This window comes from Aquimarina atlantica (assembly GCF_000626715.1).
Classification (GTDB): Bacteria; Bacteroidota; Bacteroidia; order Flavobacteriales; family Flavobacteriaceae; genus Aquimarina; species Aquimarina atlantica.
This window is the reverse complement of record NZ_AQRA01000016.1, coordinates 11,228-32,806: the sequence shown is the minus strand read 5'-3', so window position 1 is coordinate 32,806 and position 21,579 is coordinate 11,228. Positions and strand designations below refer to the sequence as shown.

Here is a 21,579-nt window from a genome sequence, read left to right as displayed (position 1 = left end):
TTATCCTTTGTATAATTTCCTTCGGAAACTTTTAACTATACTTACTTATTTACTAAATTTTATCTTCTTTGATTATTTTTTGTTTTATCAAACACGTAATCAATTACTTGTTGATGTCTTCTCTTAGATCTGGTTGCACTACCTGCTGCAGGAGCCCCATATGATCTTCTACTTACAAATCTAAATGTTTTTGCTTCATCATAATTCATTAGCATATGACTTAACGCACCCATATTACGTGGTTCTTCTTGTGCCCAAACCACCTCATCTGCTTTATATTTTTTGATTATAGCATCCATTTCTGCCACTGGTAAAGGGAATAATTGCTCTATTCGTACCAAAGCAACATCTTTCCTTCCTAGTTTTTCTTTTTCTTCTAATAAGTCATAATAGAATTTACCTGTACAAAAAACCAGTGTTTTTACTGCTGTAGCTTTTGCATCCGGGTCATCTAAAATTGTTTGAAATTGCCCATTAACAAGCTCATCTACTGAAGAATGTACTTTAGGATGACGCAATAAACTCTTTGGTGTAAATACAATTAATGGTTTACGGTATTTTGCTTTCATTTGTCTACGTAGCAAATGAAACAAATTAGCAGGTGTTGTTACGTCGGCAACAAACATATTATCTTTTGCACAAAGTTGTAGATATCGTTCCATACGCGCCGAAGAGTGTTCTGCTCCCTGCCCTTCATAGCCATGTGGTAATAACATCACCAAACCGTTTTGCAATTTCCACTTATCCTCTGCAGAAGAAATATATTGATCCAGCATAATCTGTGCTCCATTACTGAAATCTCCAAATTGCGCTTCCCAGATCGTTAATGTTTTCGGACTTGCCATCGCATATCCATAATCAAATCCTACAACTCCATATTCTGATAACAATGAATTATAGATATAAAAATCTGACTGATCACCTTTTAGGTTATTTAGCAGCACTACCTCCTCTTCACTATCTTCTACTTTGATAACAGCATGCCTATGTGAGAATGTTCCTCTTTCTACATCTTGCCCACTCATTCTTACATCATATCCTTCTTTTAGCAAAGAACCATAAGCTAACAGTTCTCCCATTGCCCAGTCTAATTCATCTGTTTCAAAGAATCTTTTATATCGGTCATTTACTATTTTCTCTATTTTACGAAGAAACTTTTTATCTGAAGGAAGCTTAGTAATAACTTCTGCTATTTCGGTAAGTTTATCTTTTGGGTAAGTAGTATCAACTACTTCCATCATCTTATCTTCTTGTATTCTTTCAAAACCAGCCCATTCATCTTGCATAAATGGAGTTATCACTGTTTTTTCCTGCTTACGAGAATCTTCTAATTCTTCTTCGAGAGATGCTTTGTATTCTTTTTCAAGTTTAGCGACATAATCTTTATCTATAATACCTTCAGAAATCAATTTTTCTGCATAAATATCTCTCGGATTTTTGTGCTTGGCAATAGCTTTATATAGCTTAGGTTGCGTAAAGCGTGGCTCATCTCCTTCATTATGACCATATTTACGATATCCAAGTAAATCTATAAATACGTCACGACCAAAATTCATTCTGAAATCTAACGCAAAATTAGTTGCATGAACTACTGCTTCTGCATCATCTGCATTTACATGTAAAACAGGCGATAGGGTAACTTTACCCACATCGGTACAATACGTTGATGAACGCGCATCTAAATAGTTAGTGGTAAATCCAATTTGATTATTCACTATTATATGTATAGTTCCTCCGGTTTTATATCCATCTAGCTGAGCCATTTGAACAATCTCATAAACGAGTCCTTGTCCAGCTACAGCTGCATCCCCATGAACCACTATTGGCAACACCTGAGAAATATTTTCTTTATAATGTGTATCTTGTTTTGCTCTGGTTATTCCTTCTACAACAGCACCTACTGTTTCTAGATGCGACGGATTAGGAGCAATATTCATATTAATTGCTTTTCCAGAATCTGATTCTCGTTTAGAAGTCCAACCCAAATGATATTTTACATCTCCATCAAATATTGCTTCTTCGTAATCTTTACCATCAAATTCGCTAAAGATATCTTTTGGACTTTTTCCGAAAATATTTGTAAGTGTACTTAAACGACCACGGTGAGCCATACCCATCACAAATTCTTTTACTCCTAGATCAGCTGCCTTTTCTACCAGTGCATCTAAAGCAGGGATAAGAGACTCTCCTCCTTCGAGAGAAAATCGTTTTTGACCAACATATTTAGTATGTAAAAAGCTTTCGAACGAAACTGCCTGATTTAATTTCTTAAGAATATGTTTCTTTTGCTCTACAGAAAATTTAGTTCTATTGGTATTAAAATTAACACGGGCCTGTATCCACTCTCGTTCTTCAGGATTACGAATATACATATACTCGATACCAACAGAATCACAATATATTTGCTCTAGGTGAACAATAATATTACTTAATGTATTGGGACCAATCCCAATAATCTCTCCTGCATTAAAAACTGTATTAAGATCGGCCTGACTTAATCCAAAATTTTCTAAAGCTAATGTTGGGATATATTTTCTTCGCTCTCTTACAGGGTTTGTTTTGGTAAACAAATGCCCTCGAGTTCTATATCCGTCTATTAATCGAACTACCTGAAATTCTTTTTGAACATTTTGGGGAATAGCAACAGTTTCTCCTGGTGCCTGATCAACATACATAGTTTCTTCTGAACCATTAGCATTTTCTATTCCAAAATCAAATCCTTGAAAAAATGCTCTCCAACTAGGTTCTACACTATCAGGATTCTGTATATATTGATCGTATAAATCTGCAAAAAATGCGGTATTAGCCGCATTCAAAAATGAATATTTATCCATATGTAAGTATTCAACTGTCTTTTAAATAATAAAGCGCCACAAAAATACAATAATTACGGTATATTAGGTATCGAATTATTTATATTTATATTATAATTTTTTATAAAATTAACAATGAAAGTAAATGTTCATCAAAATATTAAAATCCTTGTCTTAGTTCTTTCAATTTTATTTTCCTTACAAAAAAGTTATTCTCAAAACGATAATTTTTGGTCTAATGTAAGTTTTGGAGGTAATTTGGGAATTGGTTTTGGCAATGATACTTTTAGTGGAGTAATCGAACCGTCGGCACTGTATAATTTTAATGAACAATTTGCTGCCGGAATGGGAGTTAGTTTTGGATATATCGAATCTAACAATTTTACAGCAACCAATTATGGAGGAAGTCTACTTGCTTTTTATAGCCCAATACGAGAAATTCGACTCTCACTTGAGTTTCAGGAAATGGGAGTATCGAGAACTCTTGAAATTGAAAACGCACAAGATCTGAAAGAAAATTATTGGTATCCGTCATTATTCGTTGGTGGTGGTTATCGTATGGGTAATGTAAGTGTTGGTATTCGTTATGACCTTCTTTATGATAGTGACAAAAGTATCTACGGAAGCGCTTACACTCCTTTTGTTAGTGTATTTTTCTAAAAAGTTATCTTACCACAAATAAAAAATACAATTATGTGGCTTTCCTCCATATTTTACGAGTTTTTTTTCAGCTTTGCGAAGTGTTCTATATTTATAACGTAGATCTTCAACATCTATAGTACAATCTGCTTTTTTAAAATTAAGGGTATTAAAAAAATCCTGATCCCACTCTGATTGTTTTTTCATATCCTGCCTTTCATGACACATTACAATATGATTTTGCCGTAAAAAAGTTCGATTTTCGGTAACATCTAACACTTTCTCCATTGAAAAAGACGATTCTCTTTCGCTCTTGGTATACCGAGTATTAGATCGAATAATCTCGGTAAATGTTGTAAATAACTGTAGTGTATCATTTTTGATATAGTAATATTCTAAACTATTATCCCAGTTTTGCTTATAGATATGTTTTATCAATTTTAATTGATCATCTTTATAATAATAATAAATGTTCCCTGAGAAATATTCTGAACAATGATATCTCTTAGATATTTGTGTAATCAAAGTGTCTCTTTCTTTTTTACCAACTTCTCTCAAAAACTCTTCGTAGGAAATGTTTATTTTATCCTGAGAAATATCCTGACCATAATTAATCGTTAATACGAAAAATAAGAAAATACTGCTATAGAACTTCATACATTTAAAATTTCTAGTTATCCTACATTCTATTTTACCTCTAAGATAGTTTTTTGATCCATCGAATCTCATCCTTTGTTTCTATACCAAACCTTTTGCCATTCTCGTTTTAAAATCAAATATGTAGCATGCTCTGCTATATCGACACTATCTTCAGAATCCAGGCTTCTTATCTTAGTTTCAGAAACATCTACAGCATACAATAAATTAAGATACTCATTAAAAGCATTCTGCAATTTTTCAACAAGCAAGTACGTCACTTCAGAAAACAAATCCTGAGGCGTTTTACTTTTGATATCATAATCAATCCCTGCGCGATTCAAATCTTTTTGTAACTGCGCCAGAAACTGAGGATACAAATCAGAATTAGAAACCTCATCTATTAATTGCTTTGTAGTAATAAGATTATACTTGTTAGACACTTCGATTCATTAATTGTTCTCCAAATGATTTCAATATGGCTTTTTTATCCTCTGTAATAGAGAGGGTTTCTAAAACCGAAAATGCTTTATTGGTATATTTTTCGATCTCTAATCGTGTTTTGTCTTTTGCGCCTGTAGTCTCAAAAAGATCTTTTACTGTATCTATTTTTTGAGACGGATCATTAGGAGAAAGAGAAAATAATTCTCTTAATTGTTTTTGCTCATCTTCACTCGCAAATTCTAAAGCCTTTAGATATAAAATAGTCTTCTTATTCTCTATAATATCTCCTCCTACTTGTTTGCCAAAAGTTTTAGGGTCGCCAAAAGCGTCCAAATAATCATCCTGAAGTTGAAATGCTAATCCTAATAATTTTCCAAAATCATAAATCGATGATCTGCAATCTTCTGAAGCATTAGCAACGATAGCTCCCATACTCATTGCCGCACCAACTAAAACCGCTGTCTTATATTCTATCATTTGGATATACTCGGGAATAGTTACATCATCTCTGGTTTCAAAATCAATATCATATTGTTGTCCCTCACATACTTCTATTGCTGTCTTCGTAAATAATTTAGCTAACTCTCTAAAAGTATCTCCTTCATAATTTTCAAACAATTGATAAGCATTAATCAACATGGCGTCTCCAGAAAGAATCCCTGTATTTATATCCCATTTTTCATGAACAGTTTCTTTTCCTCTTCTAAGAGGGGCATCATCCATAATATCATCATGTATTAATGAAAAATTATGAAAAACCTCTATAGCCAATGCTGCATCTAAAGCTTTTTTGTAATCTCCTCCAAAAATTTCGGAAGCCATTAATACCAAAATTGGCCGCAATCGTTTACCGCCAAGATTAAGAATATAAGATATTGGCTCGTAAAGATTCTTGGGTTCTTTAGTTATCGTTTTTTTAGACAGATATTCTAAAAAATATCTCTGATAATCAGAAATTGTATGCACAGTATTTTTTTATGCTAAAGTAATTGAAACTTTTTAAAAAACTAATGCTAATCGTAATCTGGTCTCTAAAACATTTTTGCCGATCAAAATCTGGGTGTTATGTTAAAAATTTGTGAAACCCAGGAAACTTTTATTGTTTTTAAAGTTTCCGTATGTACATTTGGCAAAAAATGAATCCCTTTAATGAAAGACAAAATAATAGAAAAAGCTAATGATATGTTTTTGAATCTGGGTTTTAAGAGTGTCACTATGGATGATCTTGCTACCGAGATGGGAATTTCTAAAAAGACAATTTACACACATTTTCAAAATAAAACAGCACTGGTAAAAGCAACTACAGACCATCTTTTTTGTACTATTTCTGATGGAATAGATGCTATTGTAGATCAAAAAAACGGGCCTATAGAAGAGTTATATGAGATTAAAGCCTTTGTATTACGACATCTTAAAAATGAAAAGACTGCACCGCAATACCAGCTTCAAAAATATTATCCCAAGATATACAAAGCTCTTAAAGCCCGACAATTTGATATGATGCAGGAATGTGTTATTGAAAATCTTGAAAGAGGAATTAATGAAGATGTTTTTAGAAAAAACATAGACATCCAATTTATTTCAAGAATATATTTTATTGGAGCAATTGGAATAAAGGATCAAGAAATGTTTCCGATGCAAAAATTCCCCATAACTCAACTTATGGCAGATTACCTCGAATATCATGTTAGGGGCATTGCCACAAAAAAAGGATTAGAAATTTTAAACAATCTACTAATAAAAGAGTAATATCTATGAGAAACAACCTTTGGTTAATTTGTTTGAGCTGGTTATTTACAACCACAATATTAGCTCAACAACCACCAGCAAATTCTTCATATTCCTTTACACTAGATGAGGCGATAGAATTCGCACTAAAAAACAGTTATCAATCTATTAATGCAAGACGTGATGTAGCAAAAGCACTTAAAAGAAAATGGGAAACTACAGCAGATGGTCTTCCTCAAATTAGTGCATCGGTCGATTATCAAAATCAATTAAAGCAACCTGTTTCGCTATTACCAGGAGAAGTTGTCGGTGGAGAACCTGGAACTTTTGTTCCTGTTGTTTTTGGAACAAAACAACAAGCATCGGCAACAGCAACTCTAAGTCAACTTATTTTTGACGGATCCTATTTAGTTGGTTTACAGGCTGCAAAGAGTTTTTTACAATATAACAATGATGTTGAAGAAAAAACCCAACTCGAAGTTCGTAAAGGTGTTATTAACGCATATGGAAGTGTACTTGTCGCTCAGGAAAGCGTAAAGATTCTTGAAAATAATGTTGCTACTCTAGAGAAAAACTATCTGGAAACAAAAAAGATTTTCGAGAATGGTCTGGCAGAAGAAGAAGATGTAGAGCAACTACAAATTACTTTATTACAAATTAAGAATCAGTTTAGTAATGCAGAACGGTTAGAAAAAATCGCTATGCAAATGTTTAATCTAACTCTTGGAGTGCCTGTTGATTCGAATATTGTGCTTTCTGATAATTTAGATGGTCTTGCTTTAAAAAACATGGATCAATCTGTTATCGCAAAACCATTTAACATAGAAAATAATATAGATTATAGATTAGCATATCTTCTTACCGAACAAACGCGGTTAGAGTTAAAACTAGAAAAAAGCAGGGCACTCCCCTCTTTGTCTGCTTTTGTTAATTATGGTACGCAAGCTAATAGTAATTCTTTTACTTTTTTAGATAGTGATCAACGTTGGTTTCAATCGTCTATTTTGGGAGCGAGCTTGAAGATTCCGATTTTCAGTTCTTTAAAAAGAAGCGCCAGAACACAACAAGCCAAAATAGCCGACGAACAATCGAGAACCGATTTTTTGAGAATTCAGCGAGAAATACAACTTAAGTATGATACTGCAATAAGTGATTATAAGTTTTCGATAGAAAGCTATAATACTTCAAAGCAAAATCTCACACTAGCAGAGCGAATAGAGAAAAAAAATCAGATCAAATATACAGAAGGCCTTGCCTCTAGTTTTGAATTGAGACAAGCGCAATTACAGCTATATTCTTCTCAAAATGAAGTGTTAAATGCCATGCTTGATATTATAAATAAAAAAGCTGAATTAGAAACGATTTTAAACACACCAAACAACAATTAACCATGATATGAAATAAGCCATCACTATTTTATTAACATTAACTATAATTAGTATTGGTGAATTCTATTTGGTCATTGAAAAACAATAAAACAAAAACAAATGAAAAAGGTACTTTCCATATTATCTATATCACTTCTTATCATTTCGTGTGGACAAAATAATACAAAGTCTATTGACAAAATTATAGAAGACGGTAATCTGCAAGCATTACGTGCAAAAAGAACCGAAATAGTAGCCGAGCAACAAGCTGTTGCTGATCAATTAAAACAATTAGACGAGGCAATCGCTTCTTTAGATTCTGTAAAAAAACTTCCTTTGGTAACTACAATTATGGCCAAAGATACTTTGTTTAATCATTTTCTGGAGTTACAAGGAAATGTTGAAACCAAAAAGAATATAGTTCTATATCCAGAAATGGGCGGTATCTTAACTCGAGTTTATGTTAAAGAAGGGCAAAAAGTCTCTAAAGGGCAATTATTAGCCAGAATTGATGATGGTGGATTAAGCCAGCAATTATCTCAGGTAGAGGTACAGGCACAATTAGCAAAAACAACATTTGATCGTCAAAAAAGACTATGGGATCAAAAAATTGGTTCTGAAATTCAATATCTTGAAGCTAAAACAAATTTTGAAGCTCAACAAAATGTGGTAAACCAGATCAAACGTCAATTAGCAAAAACAACTGTAACTGCTCCATTTTCTGGAGTTATTGATGATGTAATTACAGAACAGGGAAGTGTTGTCTCTCCTGGGCAGTCTGCATTAATACGCATTGTTAATTTAAATGATATGTATATCGAAACAGAAGTTCCAGAGCGTTATATCCCAAATATTACAAAAGGAAAAGATGTAGAAGTATACTTCCCAATTCTTGGAAAAACAATAAACACAAAAGTTCGTCAGGTAGGAAATTATATCAATCCAAACAATCGTTCTTTTATGGTAGAAGTTGGTATTCCTTCGAATGGAGGAACCATAAAACCAAATCTTACTGCCAAAGTAAAAATTAATGATTACACTAATGAAAAAGCGATACTAATCCCACAAAGTATCATTTCTGAAAATGCAGAAGGAGATCAATACACTTATGTTACTCTGGATAAGAATTCTGAAAATATTGCTGAAGCCAAAAGAGTAATTATTAAAACTGGAAAAACACAAGGAGATCTCATAGAGATCACCGAAGGCCTTACTAGTGGTGATGCCATTATTAGTGAAGGTGCAAGAAGTGTAAAAGATGGTCAGAAAGTTAAAATTTTAAACTAACACTCCTATGGAAGAAGTTAATAAGAAAAAGGTAGATAAGGAATTTAGATTATCGTCTTGGGCGATAAACAATCCAACTACCATCTATGTAATGATTGGTATATTCTTGATTTTGGGGCTTTCTGCATACTTTTCTATGCCACGAGAAAACTTCCCTGAGATTAATGAAACCAAAATATACATCAGCGTACCTTACCCGGGAAATACGGCCGAGGATATCGAACGTCTAATTATAGATCCTCTAGAGGACAAATTAAAAAATGTAAGCAATGTAGTAGAGATTCTTTCAACTTCACAAGAAGACTATGGTATTATAACTGTAGAATTTGACGAGGAGCTTTCTGTACCAGCAGCTAAGCAAAAAGTAAAAGATGAGGTTGATTCTGAGAAGGCAAATGAAGATTGGCCAACTTTTAATGGTGCCAAGGTAGAGCCTAATGTTTTTGATTTAAGTATTTCTGAAGAAACCCCTATTATGAATATCAATATTTCGGGGGATTATCCGGTAGAAAAACTAAAAGAATTTGCCGAATATCTTGAAGATGAAATAGAGGATCTTTCTGAAATCAAAAAAGCTGAAATTCGCGGTGCTCAGGAAAAAGAAGTAGAAGTAGCAGTAGATATTTACAAAATGATGGCTGCCAAAGTGAGTTTTGATAATGTTATTAATGCTATTCGTAATGGTAACATGACAATGTCTGCAGGAAATATGATTGCTAGTGGACAAAGACGTACCATACGAATCCTTGGAGAAATCGAGCGTCCATCACAACTGGATGATTTTGTAGTCAAATCTCAGAACGGAGCTGTCTATTTAAGAGATATTGCCAAGGTAAGTTTTAAAGAAGAAGACAAAACAACATATGCACGAGAATTTGGCCATAATGTAGTCATGCTGGATGTTATGAAGCGTTCAGGAAAGAATATGATTGAAGCGGTAGAAAAAATAAACGTAATTCTTGATGATGCCGCAGAAAATATATTTCCGAAAGATTTAGAAATTACAGTTGCAAATGACCAATCTGAAAAAACAAATAATCAAGTAAGTGATTTGGTTAATAATATCATCTTTGGTATTATCCTGGTAGTTGGAGTTTTAATGTTCTTTTTAGGATTTAGAAATGCATTATTCGTTGGATTTGCAATCCCAATGTCTATGTTTATGTCTTTCATGATTCTTTCTGCCTTAGGGTACACAATGAACACTATGATTCTTTTTGCATTAATCATGGGATTAGGGATGCTTGTTGATAATGGTATTGTGGTAGTAGAAAACGTATATCGTTTAATGGAAGAAGAAGGTATGTCTAGAATTCAGGCAGCCAAAAAAGGTATTGGAGAAATTGCGTATCCAATCATCATTTCTACAGCTACAACTATCGCAGCTTTTATTCCGCTGGGAATGTGGCCTGGAGTAATGGGACAATTTATGATTTATTTCCCAATCACATTATCTGTAGTATTAGGATCATCATTATTCGTCGCCATATTTATCAATTCTATGCTGGTATCACAATTTATGGAAATTGGCGAAAAGACATTAACTGTAAAACAGTTGATTCGATTAAGCATCATATTGGGAGGTATTGGGATTTTTATATTGATTTTTGGAGGAGCTGTAAGAGGATTAGGAAGTCTTATGATTTTTACTGCTGCAATGTTTTGGGTATATAAATATGTCCTTAAAAAAGGGGCAAATTTCTTTCAGAAAAGAATTCTGGCCTGGTTAGAAAATCAATATCAGCGTTTTCTGAGTTCTGCATTAAGAGGTTGGAGAGCCTATGGGTTTGTATTTGGTACATTTATGCTATTATTTATAGTTTTTGCTATGTTTGGAGCTTCTATCGGAAGTCAACGTACCAAAGTAGAATTCTTCCCCGATAATAAGCCCAATCAAATTGTTGTATATATTGAATATCCACAGGGAACTGATATCGATAAAACCAATGCTATTACCAAAGAAATTGAACAACGTGTTTATGCCGTTGTAAACGATGCAGAATATATAGAAGGAAAAGAGCATAATTTCCTTGTAGAATCTGCAGTATCACAAGTAGGAGAAGGAGCCGGAAATCCTCAAACTGATGGAGGCAGCAATGCCGAAATGCCTCATAAAGCAAAGATTACGGCAACTATGAGAGAGTTTAAATATCGAAAAGGAAAAGATTCTGAGGTCCTTCGAAGTAAGGTTCAGGAAGCACTAAAAGGAATTTATCCCGGTGTTGCTATTTCGGTAGAAAAAGATCCTGTTGGCCCTCCTGCGGGTTATCCTATTAATATAGAAATTGAAGGGCCGGATTATGACGAATTGATCAATATCGCAGAGCAGATGCGTAATTTTATTAATGAAAAAAACATTCCTGGTATAGAGGAATTAAAAATTGATGTTAATAAAGGAAAGCCAGCGATGCAAGTTGTTGTAGATCGTGAAAAAGCTGGTGAATTAGGTGTAGCTGCCGGCCAGGTTGGTAATCAACTGCGTCGTTCAATCTTCGGAGAGAAAGCTGGTGTATATAAGAAAGAAGGAGAAGATTATGATATCTATGTTCGATTTAACGAAGACAATAGATATAATACAAGTGCATTATTTAATCAAAATATTACATTTAGAGATCAAGCTTCGGGACAGTTAAAAGAAATACCAGTTTCTGCAGTAGCTTCACAAAGAAATACCTCGTCTTTTAGTGCTATCAAGCATAAAGATACAAAGAGAGTCGTTACTGTATATTCTGGGCTTCAACCTGGTTTTACCGATGCAGGAGCAATTGTATCTCAGATCCAGACCGAAATGGCTAGTTTTATTGAATTGCCTAGAGGTGTTAAGATTGATTATACGGGTCAGATAGAAGAACAAGGTAAGCAAATGGCTTTCTTAATGGGTGCCTTTTTCTCTGGATTAGGGCTTATTATGTTGATTTTAATTTTTCAGTTTAGCTCTATTTCAAAACCTACTATTATCATGATTGCAATTTTCTTAAGTTTTATTGGAGTGTTTGGAGGTATATTAGTTACAGGAGCTTCTTTTGTAATTATGATGACGATGATGGGAATTATTTCATTGGCTGGAATTGTAGTAAATAATGGTGTAGTTTTATTAGACTATACGCAGCTATTAATTGATCGTAAAAAAGTAGAACTTGGTGTTCTTGAAAAAGAGCTTTTACCTAATGAAGAGGTGATGAAAATCATTATTAAAGGAGGTAAAGCTCGTTTACGACCAGTATTATTAACTGCTATTACCACCGTATTAGGGTTAATTCCTTTGGCAATAGGTTTCAATATAGATTTCTTCTCTTTATTTTCTAGTTTTGATCCCAAAATTTATTTAGGAGGAGATAATGTGATTTTCTGGGGACCATTGGCCTGGGCAGTAATATATGGATTGATTATAGCAACATTCTTAACTCTGATTATCGTACCATGTCTGTTTTTTATCATACATAGAATTAAAGTAAGATTTAGTAAAAAGAAAGTTGCAGTAATACCAGCAGTCACTGCAACAGCATAACATTTTATAAAATTAAGTACAAAAAAGTCACGGCTTATACCGTGACTTTTTTTGTTTAGTTCTTATATCTTCTAGTTAATGGTGATAAATGAATCCTAAAAGGCGGCAGGAAAACTTCTATTACTACGAAACAGCGTCTATAACTTAAAAAAATAAACAAAAAACGGCCTCTATACTGTTGTATAAAAGCCGTCTGGGGAAAATATAATTTTGTTTCTCACTTGCTGACTATCTTTAATATAAGTGAGTTTGTATTATGCGACGAAATTAGGGATTCTTCTTCCATAATTAGTTTCACTTTTTAACAGTAATTATGTCACTTTTTGACAGTAATTCTATTTTAGTAAGTTTTTAAAAGTCTTGACCTTGTTTTATTTAAAATAGATTATAATCAATAATGAAGCTTCACTCATATTATTTGCTTTTCATTCTAACTTAATCATAATGAATTTATTATAAAGTCTACATAATGAAGTGATTTAATTCAAAAAATAATTCTAGGGCTGGGTTTTTACTTTTTGAGAATCTAAAACCTGCAATTTTCAATTCTTCTTGAACTGGGGTATCTTCTTTTATTATGGATACTAGATAATGAACACTTTTATCTGGATTTTCAATAGAAATAATAGTGTAGGTTACAACTTCTCCTATTTCAAAAACTATATGTCTCTAATCTTTGGAAATATTTTAAATTTAGATTGATCAAAGTTAACTGCTGCTAGACTAAAATTAAGGGTATCGGATTGATACCATTAGCTATAGGATTCAATTTAGATTTCTTCTCCATATTCAGTACAAGAGATCCCAAAGTACATTTAGATTGGTGGTAATATAATTTTATGGGAGTCATTAGCATGGACAGTTTATATGGGCTAATTATAGCTACATTTTTAACTTTGATTATTGTACCCTGTTTATTCTTTATAGTAACATTACATAAAAGTAAAATATAGCAAAAAGAAAGTTGCAATCATACTGTTTACAGTAAAATCAGTTTAATCACTTTTTCGCTATAGCTAAAGGTTCAATATTTAAAAATACTGCGCTTTTTTTACGGAATAACCTTATATAATTGCTTATTCCCCTTTTTAACAAAACAAACACAAGCTTTTCAAAATCTGCATTTTAACCACTAAAGATTTATAAATCTTTAGCACATTCTCATAAATTTAAAATAACACTTCTTGTTTTCAATAGGTCATTGATCTATATTTGTTATGTTAATTTTATAATAAAATTAATTCCCAACTTAGAGCTATTACATATTGAAACTAAAACTACTCATCCTTTTTCTAGGCGTTACTTTAATTGCTTCAAGTCAAAATCTCGAGCAAATAGGAAAAGTTCCCTTACTTCGTTTTAATGGTGGTATTTCTGGTAATGGTGTATTTTATGATGGTACTGCAAATCGAGATCCTTTTACATATTTTATAAATGGTAATCTTAATTTTAATATTAGCGGGGTATATAACATTCCATTATCTTTTTCATATACTAATCAAGATTTTGGTTATAGTACACCTTTCAAAATAAATCGTTTAAGTATTCATCCTTCGTATAAATGGGTTGCTACTCATATTGGAGATGTCGCTATGACTTTTTCTCCATACACCCTAAGTGGTCATCAATTTACTGGAGGAGGAGTTGACCTTACTCCTAATGGCCCTTTTAAGATAAGTGCATTATACGGTAGATTTCTTAAAGAATCTGAATATAATCCCGAAGTTCCTGAAGCAATACCCGCTTATAAGCGAATGGGATTTGGGTTTAAAACTTCTTATGCTTTTGAAAAAGCTTCAATCGGACTTATATTTTTTACTGCAAAAGATGACGAAACTTCAATTCAAAATTCATTTCCTGTAGAATTAGAATTAACCCCAAAGGAAAACGCCGTGGTAAGTGCAGAAACTAATTTTACAATATTTGAAAAAGCTAAAATAAATTTAGAGTACGCAATATCGGGAGTTACCGAAGATACTCAGGCATCAGAATCGCGAACGACAACAGGAATTCTTTCTTTTCTATTAAACGAGAACTTAACCACAAATTATTATAATGCATTAAAAGCCCAACTGGACTACCCTGCTGGCAATGGTTCTGTTGGTGTTGGATATGAACGTATTGATCCTGATTATAGAACTTTTGGCGCATATTACTTTAACAATGATCTCGAAAATATAACTTTAAATGCCTCTCAAAGTATATTTAATAATAAGGTTAATCTTAATGTTAATGCGGGACTTCAGCGAGATAATCTAGATGATACCAAAAGCTCAGAACTACAACGTATCGTAAGCGCGGTTAATGTTACATATACAAGTTCTGAAAAACTTTCTATTAATGCCGGTTATTCCAATTTTCAATCTTATACTAATATTCAGGATCAATTTGATTTTATTAACGAGGTTAATCAATTTGATAACATAGATACTCTTAATTATCGCCAAATATCTCAAAATGCAAATCTGGGAATTAATTACACGCTAAAAAAAACAGAAAGTCAACAACAAGCAGTTAATATAAATCTCACCTATCAAAGCTCTGACAATAAACAAGATGGAAGAACTATAGAGAATGGGTTATCAAAGTTTTATAATGTTGCTTCTGCATACACTTTGGGATATCCCAAAAACTCACTTAATTTTTCACTAGCTGCCAATGTTTCTTACAATACTGTAGGTGCGACCGACAATCTAACCTTGGGACCTACGCTTACTGCTACCAAATCTTTTTTTGATAAAAAACTAAGAACTAATTTCTCAAGCTCTTACAATGCTGCATTTAATAATGGTGAAAAACAAAATGATATTTATAATATTAGATTGGGAGGTAATTATTCTTTTTATGAAAGCCATAATCTAAATCTAAATCTGCTTTCACTATTTAGAAACACAACCACGGGAAGCAATACAGATTTTACAGCAACTTTAGGATACACATATACATTTGATACTTTCAAAATAAAGTTCAAGAAACGTAATAGAGAACTTTTAAATGAAGAAGATATAGCCAAGTTAGGCAAATTACAGTTTAGATATCGATCTGTAGTCTATAGTGGTACTATCCCAGAAATTACAGAGCAACTTACTAATGTAAAAAATAGCTCAAGATTTGTAAATATCCCTCAAGAAAAACAGGGAGATCTTAATTTCTTATTTGCTACAGTAAAAAAACAAACAAAATCAGAATTGTATAAAGAAAAAGCTTTAGAGTTTTTAGCAGCCCTTTATAGTTATGAAGATTTCTTAAAAGCTTACGACACTATACTCTATGAAGTTATTAAAAGTTTAAAAGAAGATATGCAGTTTATTGATTTTAAACTTGAAAGAAGTTTTGTAAAAACCAAAATAGAACTGGATGCACTTAAAAAAGAATCTCCTAATACTATAAAAGAAATAGAAAAACTTAAAAAAGAACTTGACAACAGACAGAAAAAATTAGTAGGCCACCGATGGATGAAAAAGAAATTCGACAGGTACACTAGTTTTGAAGTGGTTAAAAAACCAGATGATCTGATTGCTGCCTTTAAAAAACGTGAAGCAAAAAACGCTTTTAGGTTATACGAAAAAGAAAAAGATGTTAAAAAAATTAACTTATATTTGGAAGTCCAAATCATTGATTTCTACTACCATAAGTCGCTTGAAGAGGTAAATCCTGATAAGTTCGAACTTAGATATATAGATAAGATTTAAAACCAACTTAACCCATGAAGAAACGGTTACACTTTCTGTTCCTTATTGCACTCTTTGCATTGCAAGGTATACGATCACAGACTTTTCCGGTGACATTGCTACCTCAAACAATACCTCCTGCTCCTATTTATTTTTCTTCATATGCAGATGCATCCTCTACGAATAGTCCTTTACGACTCCAGATCATTCTAAATGACCTGTCTGTTGCAAATCGCGAGATTAAATTAAAGGCTTATTTTGAAGGTAATGGGATTGCTTTTCAGAGTAAAGATGTGGTTATTGGAGCCCCTTCTTTATTTATAGAAGGAGGTATCCCACTAACATTAACCAATGTAGAACTTGCTCCTTACTTTACTTTTGAAAATATCACTGGGATATCACCAACGGCTTATGGGCAAGTCATACCAGAAGGTTCTTACCAGTTCTGCTTTGAGGTTTTTGACTCACTTACCGGTGCACGTATATCTCAAAAAACATGTGCTACAACATATATTTTTCAGAATGAACCACCACTATTAGTCACTCCTTATAATCGGGATGATATTACCGAACAAAACCCATTAAACTTAATGTTTCAATGGACCCCAAGACATATCAATGTGAGTAATGTACAGTATGAATTGAGTATTGTAGAAATCTGGGATCAAACTATAAACCCACAAGCTGCATTTTTAGCGTCTCCCCCATTTTTTCAAACTACAACAACAAATACTTCTTACTTATATAGTCCTGCAGATCCTCTGTTTTTACCAAACAAACGATATGCATGGAGGGTACAGGCCAAAGCATTAAATGGTGCAGAAGAAATAGGACTATTTAAAAATAATGGTTTTAGTGAAGTTTACTGGTTTAATTATGTAGCACCCTGTGATACTCCTAATAATGCACGACACGAAGTAAAAGGAGCACAACAAGTAAATATATTATGGGATGACTTTACAACCGATGTCCCAGAATTTGTAGTTCGCTACCGCGAAAAAGGAAATAATAATGAATGGTTTTTCTCTAGAACCAGTGGTAATTGGATAACACTATGGGATTTACGCCCGGGGACAACCTATGAGTACCAGGTAAATAAAAAATGTCTTATCTCTGAAAGTGAATATTCTATTGTTCAAACGTTTACCACACTAGAAGAAAGTGATGAAACCAGTCTTATTAATTGTGGTATTTCTCCCGATATGAATATCGAAAATATGGAACCACTAGAACAGCTTTTACCTGGCAACATGTTTAAAGCAGGAGATTTTCCGGTTAAGGTAATAGAAGCTAATGGAAGTAATGGTCGGTTCTCTGGAAAAGGATATGTCTCTTTCCCTTATTTTAAAAACATTAAAGTAGCTGTAAACTTCACAAATATATTTGTAAATAATGAAAGCCAGCTTGCAGAAGGTACAGTCGTAACCGTGTATGATCCCTCATGGGGAAATATTCTTGATGTTGATGAGGTTATTGATGTTGTAGAAGATATTGCAGATGTCGTAACAGGTGGGGATAATATCGAAATTCCTCAATTGGATTATGATATCGACACCAATGATATTAGCATTACCGATGGACAGATAATCATTACAAAACCAGACGGCACTCAAGATACTTTTGATTATGATGAAGGAGATACATATACCATCACCGACGCCAGTGGAGATGAATGGACTGTAGATGATAAAGGTAATATTACACAGACTGGCCAGGGGGATCCATCCCCTCCATTGACTTCAAATAATGCAGATGGTATTAGATCAGGCACCCATGATGGTACCATAGATGATCCATATGTCGATACGATCACAAACGATATTGTTAATGTTACTTTTAGAACAGATAGTGATACTCGTTTTGCCCTGGATCAGGTTAATAATGATTATGAGACCTCAAAATACCCTAAAATAAATACTTCTGCCGATCAATCATATTACCCAGCTCATAAAGCAGCTGTACAAGGAGAAGATGATGTGTTTTATGCAGATATCGAAATTAGCGATGCCAAAATAAATATCGATAGTCTCATTATAAAAACGGTAGAAAATAAAGCGATAAAACATGAAAGAATAGCAGGAACAAATACCTATAAAATAACCGTATCTGGTGCTAATCCTTATCGTACCGAAGAGTGTGTTGTCACATATTTAGATCCTACTGATAATAAATATAAAATAGCTGCAAGTTTCTTTGTTCATCATATTAAGAAACATACAGAAGTACCAGTGCAAGTCGTAACTGTAAATGGAGGAAATGCTATAACTAATTTCGAAGCAGAGTTAAACGATATTTTTGGTCGTGCTGGTGGAAAATTCAAAGTCAAATCTGATGTTATAGATATTACAATAGCTCAAAACTCTTGGGATGAAAACAACAATAATATTATAGATTATGACGGAAGTGGGTTATTATCAGATTATCCGACTGAACTTAAGAATATTTATCAGGAATTTAAAAAACAATATCCAGATTACGACTCCCGGCAGTATTTCATTTTTGTATTAGGCAAAGACCTTAGTGTATCGAAACCATTAAGCGGTTTTATGCCCAAAACAAGGCAATGGGGCTTTATATTTGAAAGTCATTTGGGAGAAGGTTTAGAAAAGAAAGATTCTGCTCTTAAAGTTGCTGCTCACGAGTTAGGACATGGGGTATATACTCTAGCGCATCCTTTTGGTGAAGATTCTGATAATTCTGGACAGGCCAATACCTGGCTAATGGATTATGGTAATGGTACCGAACTAGGTTACCCTAATTGGGCAACGATGAGTGATCCTAGCCTAAAATTATACTTGTTTCAGGATGATAGTGGTAACGAATTTGCTGGCAGTTATGCCTTAGCCCCCAACTTTAAATTTGTATTTATAAGAGAATCTTCGACACTCTATGTAAACCCAACCAAGAAAAAAATAACAGGTACATTGCCCGGTTTTATTGTAAGAGGTAAAAATGGTGAATCAGACACATATTATAATTGGGATTTTACTCAAAACAAATATGTTGATAAAGATAATCCAGAAAAAAGTTACCCTGTGACCCCAGAAAATACCATATCATACGATTCAAAAATAAATTTATTCTACAATTTGGATGCAGGGTGTGGTCAAAAAGGATCAATACAATTAGAATATAAAGATATCAGCAAGCATTTTGAACAACTTACCTCCAATAGTTTAACCTCTGAACAAAAGGCTAATAATGTAAATGCTTTAATAGCCAATCACACAAAGACCAAGTCCCGCCCGGTTCCCTGTAGTAGTTCTAATATCAGTAATAATGGTTGGTTCGAAATACCTATAGATTGTTCATCAAGTGATATCAAAGAATTAGTAGAACCAGAAGTAGACAAGATCAATGCTTTGGTTACTGAAACGGATATTGACGTTGTTGTAAAAACTATTAATGATATTAAGTACAAATGTGTATTTAATAATGTCGCTTACGATATACTCGAAAACTTAATAGAGAAATTAGCAAAAGGTTCGATTAAAGAACAAAAGGAAAGAGCTCTTGTTAAACTTTTAATTTTTGTTAAAAAAGAAGATATACAAAGCTTATTCGGCCTTCTTAATAAAGATGGAAATCTAAGTAATGTATTTAAAGAAGTCCAAAATGCTACCTTCTCATTATTTGGAGAACAAGATAATCAAGATAGGTTGTTAAAAGTTCTTGCAAACAAATTTAAAAACCTTAAAGAAGACCCCAACAAATGGTTGGTAATAAACACTTTAATAAAAGCAAAGTATAACGATATAAAAGATGCCAATAAAAAAGAGTTTATAGGTTTATTATTGGCATCTATGAAAGAATATGAAAATAACCGAGAGAAAATTGGAGGTATTGTAGAATTTTTCTCAGAAATGCTAATCGATGATTGTAAAAATCTTACAGATTACAAAATAGTCTTTGAACTAGCTTCATTGAGATTTGAAAATAAAGAGGCTTTTTCAAGCTTTACCCAAGGAAATCGTATTAAGTTAAAAGTACCAGGATTTATTTTTGACATTGATTGTTCTGTTAATGACTCAGGGTTAGGAAGAAAATGGTCATGGGTAAAACCAGGAAGGTTTTATTCCTATTGCAGTAATCAACAAACAAACGATTTCACTCAAGCTCAAGTTGATAATGCATTTTCATGGGCTGGATATTTAAGAGATAATGAAATGGCAGCTAATTTATATCCAGATAAAACAGAAGAACTTCTTAACATATTTAAAACACAGTTTTCTTTACATATTCAAAATACTAAAGAAGTAAATCAAAACTTTTGGAGTACCGCGGATATAGTTTGTAATAACCTGAATAGCATTCTAAATCATATTAATATAAATGAAAGCTCTACCTCATTAAAAGATGTTGATAAACAAACTAAATTTTCGGTATTAGAAAAATATTTTGAATGTTCTAATAACTCTATATCTATAAATTTTGAAAAAATAGACAATTCTATATTAAAGTTATTAGCCAGTTTTGATAAAGAAGACGTATCTGTTTTACATACACTAGAAAACATTGGAATAGACAAAATTCATCAAAAACTAAAACAAGATGAAAATTTCACAACGCTAGCAAAAGCATTTGTATGGATGGGAGGACAAGCCTTTAACTCCAACTATTATAATAAAGTTGACCTTGATCAAATATTAAACAAAGACGGAAAAATCAAAAACTATACCTCAGTTCTGAGTTTAGAATCCAACATGTTACAATTTGATAATTTCAGTGCTTCTATAGAAAGTAAAACAAAAATAAAAATAAATGGTACGGGTAAATCATATGATTACAATCAAATGATGGTTGTATATGCTGCTGACAATTTTAAATTTTTAGATAAAAACTTTAAAAAAGGTGATGTTTTGGTTATGCCACTAATCCAGGCTTATGCAATGAGCAAAAGCAATAGAAAAATTGTTGCAGAAAAAATAGCCTGGACAGCTGTAGATGGTGTTTTATTGTTCGTGGGAGTAGGAGAATTTAAAATATTATTTACGGCAGGAAATTATATAAGAAAAGCCATTGTAGCTTCTGATTTAATAGGAAATGCAGCAGGTATTTTAGGAAATGTACTTAACGAAAGTGCTCTTAGTCCTCAAGACAGGTACAAATTACAAATGCTCGCCATTATTGCTTCCTTACCACAATTGAGTACGTCAATAAAAGGAATAGACAACATGGTAAGTTCCCTGGATTCAAAAATTAATAAACTAAATAATGTTTCGCATAGAAAAGCTCTGAATGATTATTTCTCTGAAGTAAAGGCAAAATTACCTGCTGCATCTGGACTTAGTGATTTTATTGCAATTCTAAAACAGAAAAAGCTATTTGCAAAATATGATGGTTTATCTGATAGTTTGAAAAAGCTCTTTAAAGAAGATTTTTTAACTGCTTCAGACGAAGTACTTGAAGCCTTAAAGAATGAAGACGCCTTTAGTGCCTGGAAGCATTTTAGAGGAATTAACAAGACTAACATTATTTGTAATTAA

11 protein-coding genes are annotated in these 21,579 nt (G+C 32.9%); 7 read left to right on the top strand and 4 right to left on the bottom strand.

Annotated features, from left to right (window positions below):
* Positions 1 to 59 precede the first annotated feature (59 nt).
* Positions 60 to 2,834 (bottom strand): 2-oxoglutarate dehydrogenase E1 component, encoded by a 2,775-nt coding sequence (locus ATO12_RS23500; RefSeq protein WP_034247350.1) that lies wholly within the window; start codon positions 2,832 to 2,834, stop codon positions 60 to 62.
* A gap of 114 nt (positions 2,835 to 2,948) precedes the next feature.
* Here ATO12_RS23500 and ATO12_RS23495 point away from each other — a divergent pair, with 114 nt between their 5' ends.
* Positions 2,949 to 3,473, top strand: a complete 525-nt coding sequence (locus ATO12_RS23495; RefSeq protein WP_034247348.1) for a hypothetical protein — start codon at positions 2,949 to 2,951, stop codon at positions 3,471 to 3,473.
* A gap of 9 nt (positions 3,474 to 3,482) precedes the next feature.
* On the opposite strand, the gene ATO12_RS23490 is transcribed toward ATO12_RS23495, so the two are convergent.
* The 3 genes from ATO12_RS23490 to ATO12_RS23480 form a co-directional block, all read right to left on the bottom strand.
* Positions 3,483 to 4,109, bottom strand: coding sequence for a hypothetical protein (locus ATO12_RS23490; RefSeq protein WP_131248891.1), 627 nt, complete (start codon positions 4,107 to 4,109; stop codon positions 3,483 to 3,485).
* A gap of 68 nt (positions 4,110 to 4,177) precedes the next feature.
* Positions 4,178 to 4,531, bottom strand: coding sequence for a hypothetical protein (locus tag ATO12_RS23485; RefSeq protein WP_034247344.1), 354 nt, complete (start codon positions 4,529 to 4,531; stop codon positions 4,178 to 4,180).
* Complete coding sequence (locus ATO12_RS23480; RefSeq protein ID WP_034247342.1) at positions 4,524 to 5,498, bottom strand: polyprenyl synthetase family protein; 975 nt, start codon at positions 5,496 to 5,498, stop codon at positions 4,524 to 4,526. Before ATO12_RS23480 ends, ATO12_RS23485 begins: the two co-directional genes overlap by 8 nt.
* Before the next feature lie 183 nt (positions 5,499 to 5,681).
* On the opposite strand from ATO12_RS23480, the gene ATO12_RS23475 reads away from it, so the two are divergent.
* The 6 genes from ATO12_RS23475 to ATO12_RS23450 all read left to right on the top strand — a co-directional run bounded on the left by ATO12_RS23475 (position 5,682) and on the right by ATO12_RS23450 (position 21,579).
* Positions 5,682 to 6,281, top strand: coding sequence for a TetR/AcrR family transcriptional regulator (locus ATO12_RS23475; RefSeq protein WP_025667568.1), 600 nt, complete (start codon positions 5,682 to 5,684; stop codon positions 6,279 to 6,281).
* Between the two features lie 5 nt (positions 6,282 to 6,286).
* Positions 6,287 to 7,648, top strand: coding sequence for a TolC family protein (locus ATO12_RS23470; protein WP_034247340.1), 1,362 nt, complete (start codon positions 6,287 to 6,289; stop codon positions 7,646 to 7,648).
* 99 nt (positions 7,649 to 7,747) lie between these two features.
* A complete protein-coding gene (locus tag ATO12_RS23465) occupies positions 7,748 to 8,914 on the top strand; it encodes an efflux RND transporter periplasmic adaptor subunit (protein ID WP_034247339.1) in 1,167 nt (388 codons plus the stop codon).
* Between the two features lie 7 nt (positions 8,915 to 8,921).
* Positions 8,922 to 12,422, top strand: coding sequence for an efflux RND transporter permease subunit (locus ATO12_RS23460; RefSeq protein ID WP_034247338.1), 3,501 nt, complete (start codon positions 8,922 to 8,924; stop codon positions 12,420 to 12,422).
* Between the two features lie 1,265 nt (positions 12,423 to 13,687).
* Positions 13,688 to 16,114: a TonB-dependent receptor gene (locus ATO12_RS23455; RefSeq protein WP_051576054.1), complete on the top strand. Its 2,427-nt coding sequence runs from the start codon at positions 13,688 to 13,690 to the stop codon at positions 16,112 to 16,114.
* 14 nt (positions 16,115 to 16,128) lie between these two features.
* Positions 16,129 to 21,579, top strand: coding sequence for a fibronectin type III domain-containing protein (locus tag ATO12_RS23450; RefSeq protein WP_131248890.1), 5,451 nt, complete (start codon positions 16,129 to 16,131; stop codon positions 21,577 to 21,579).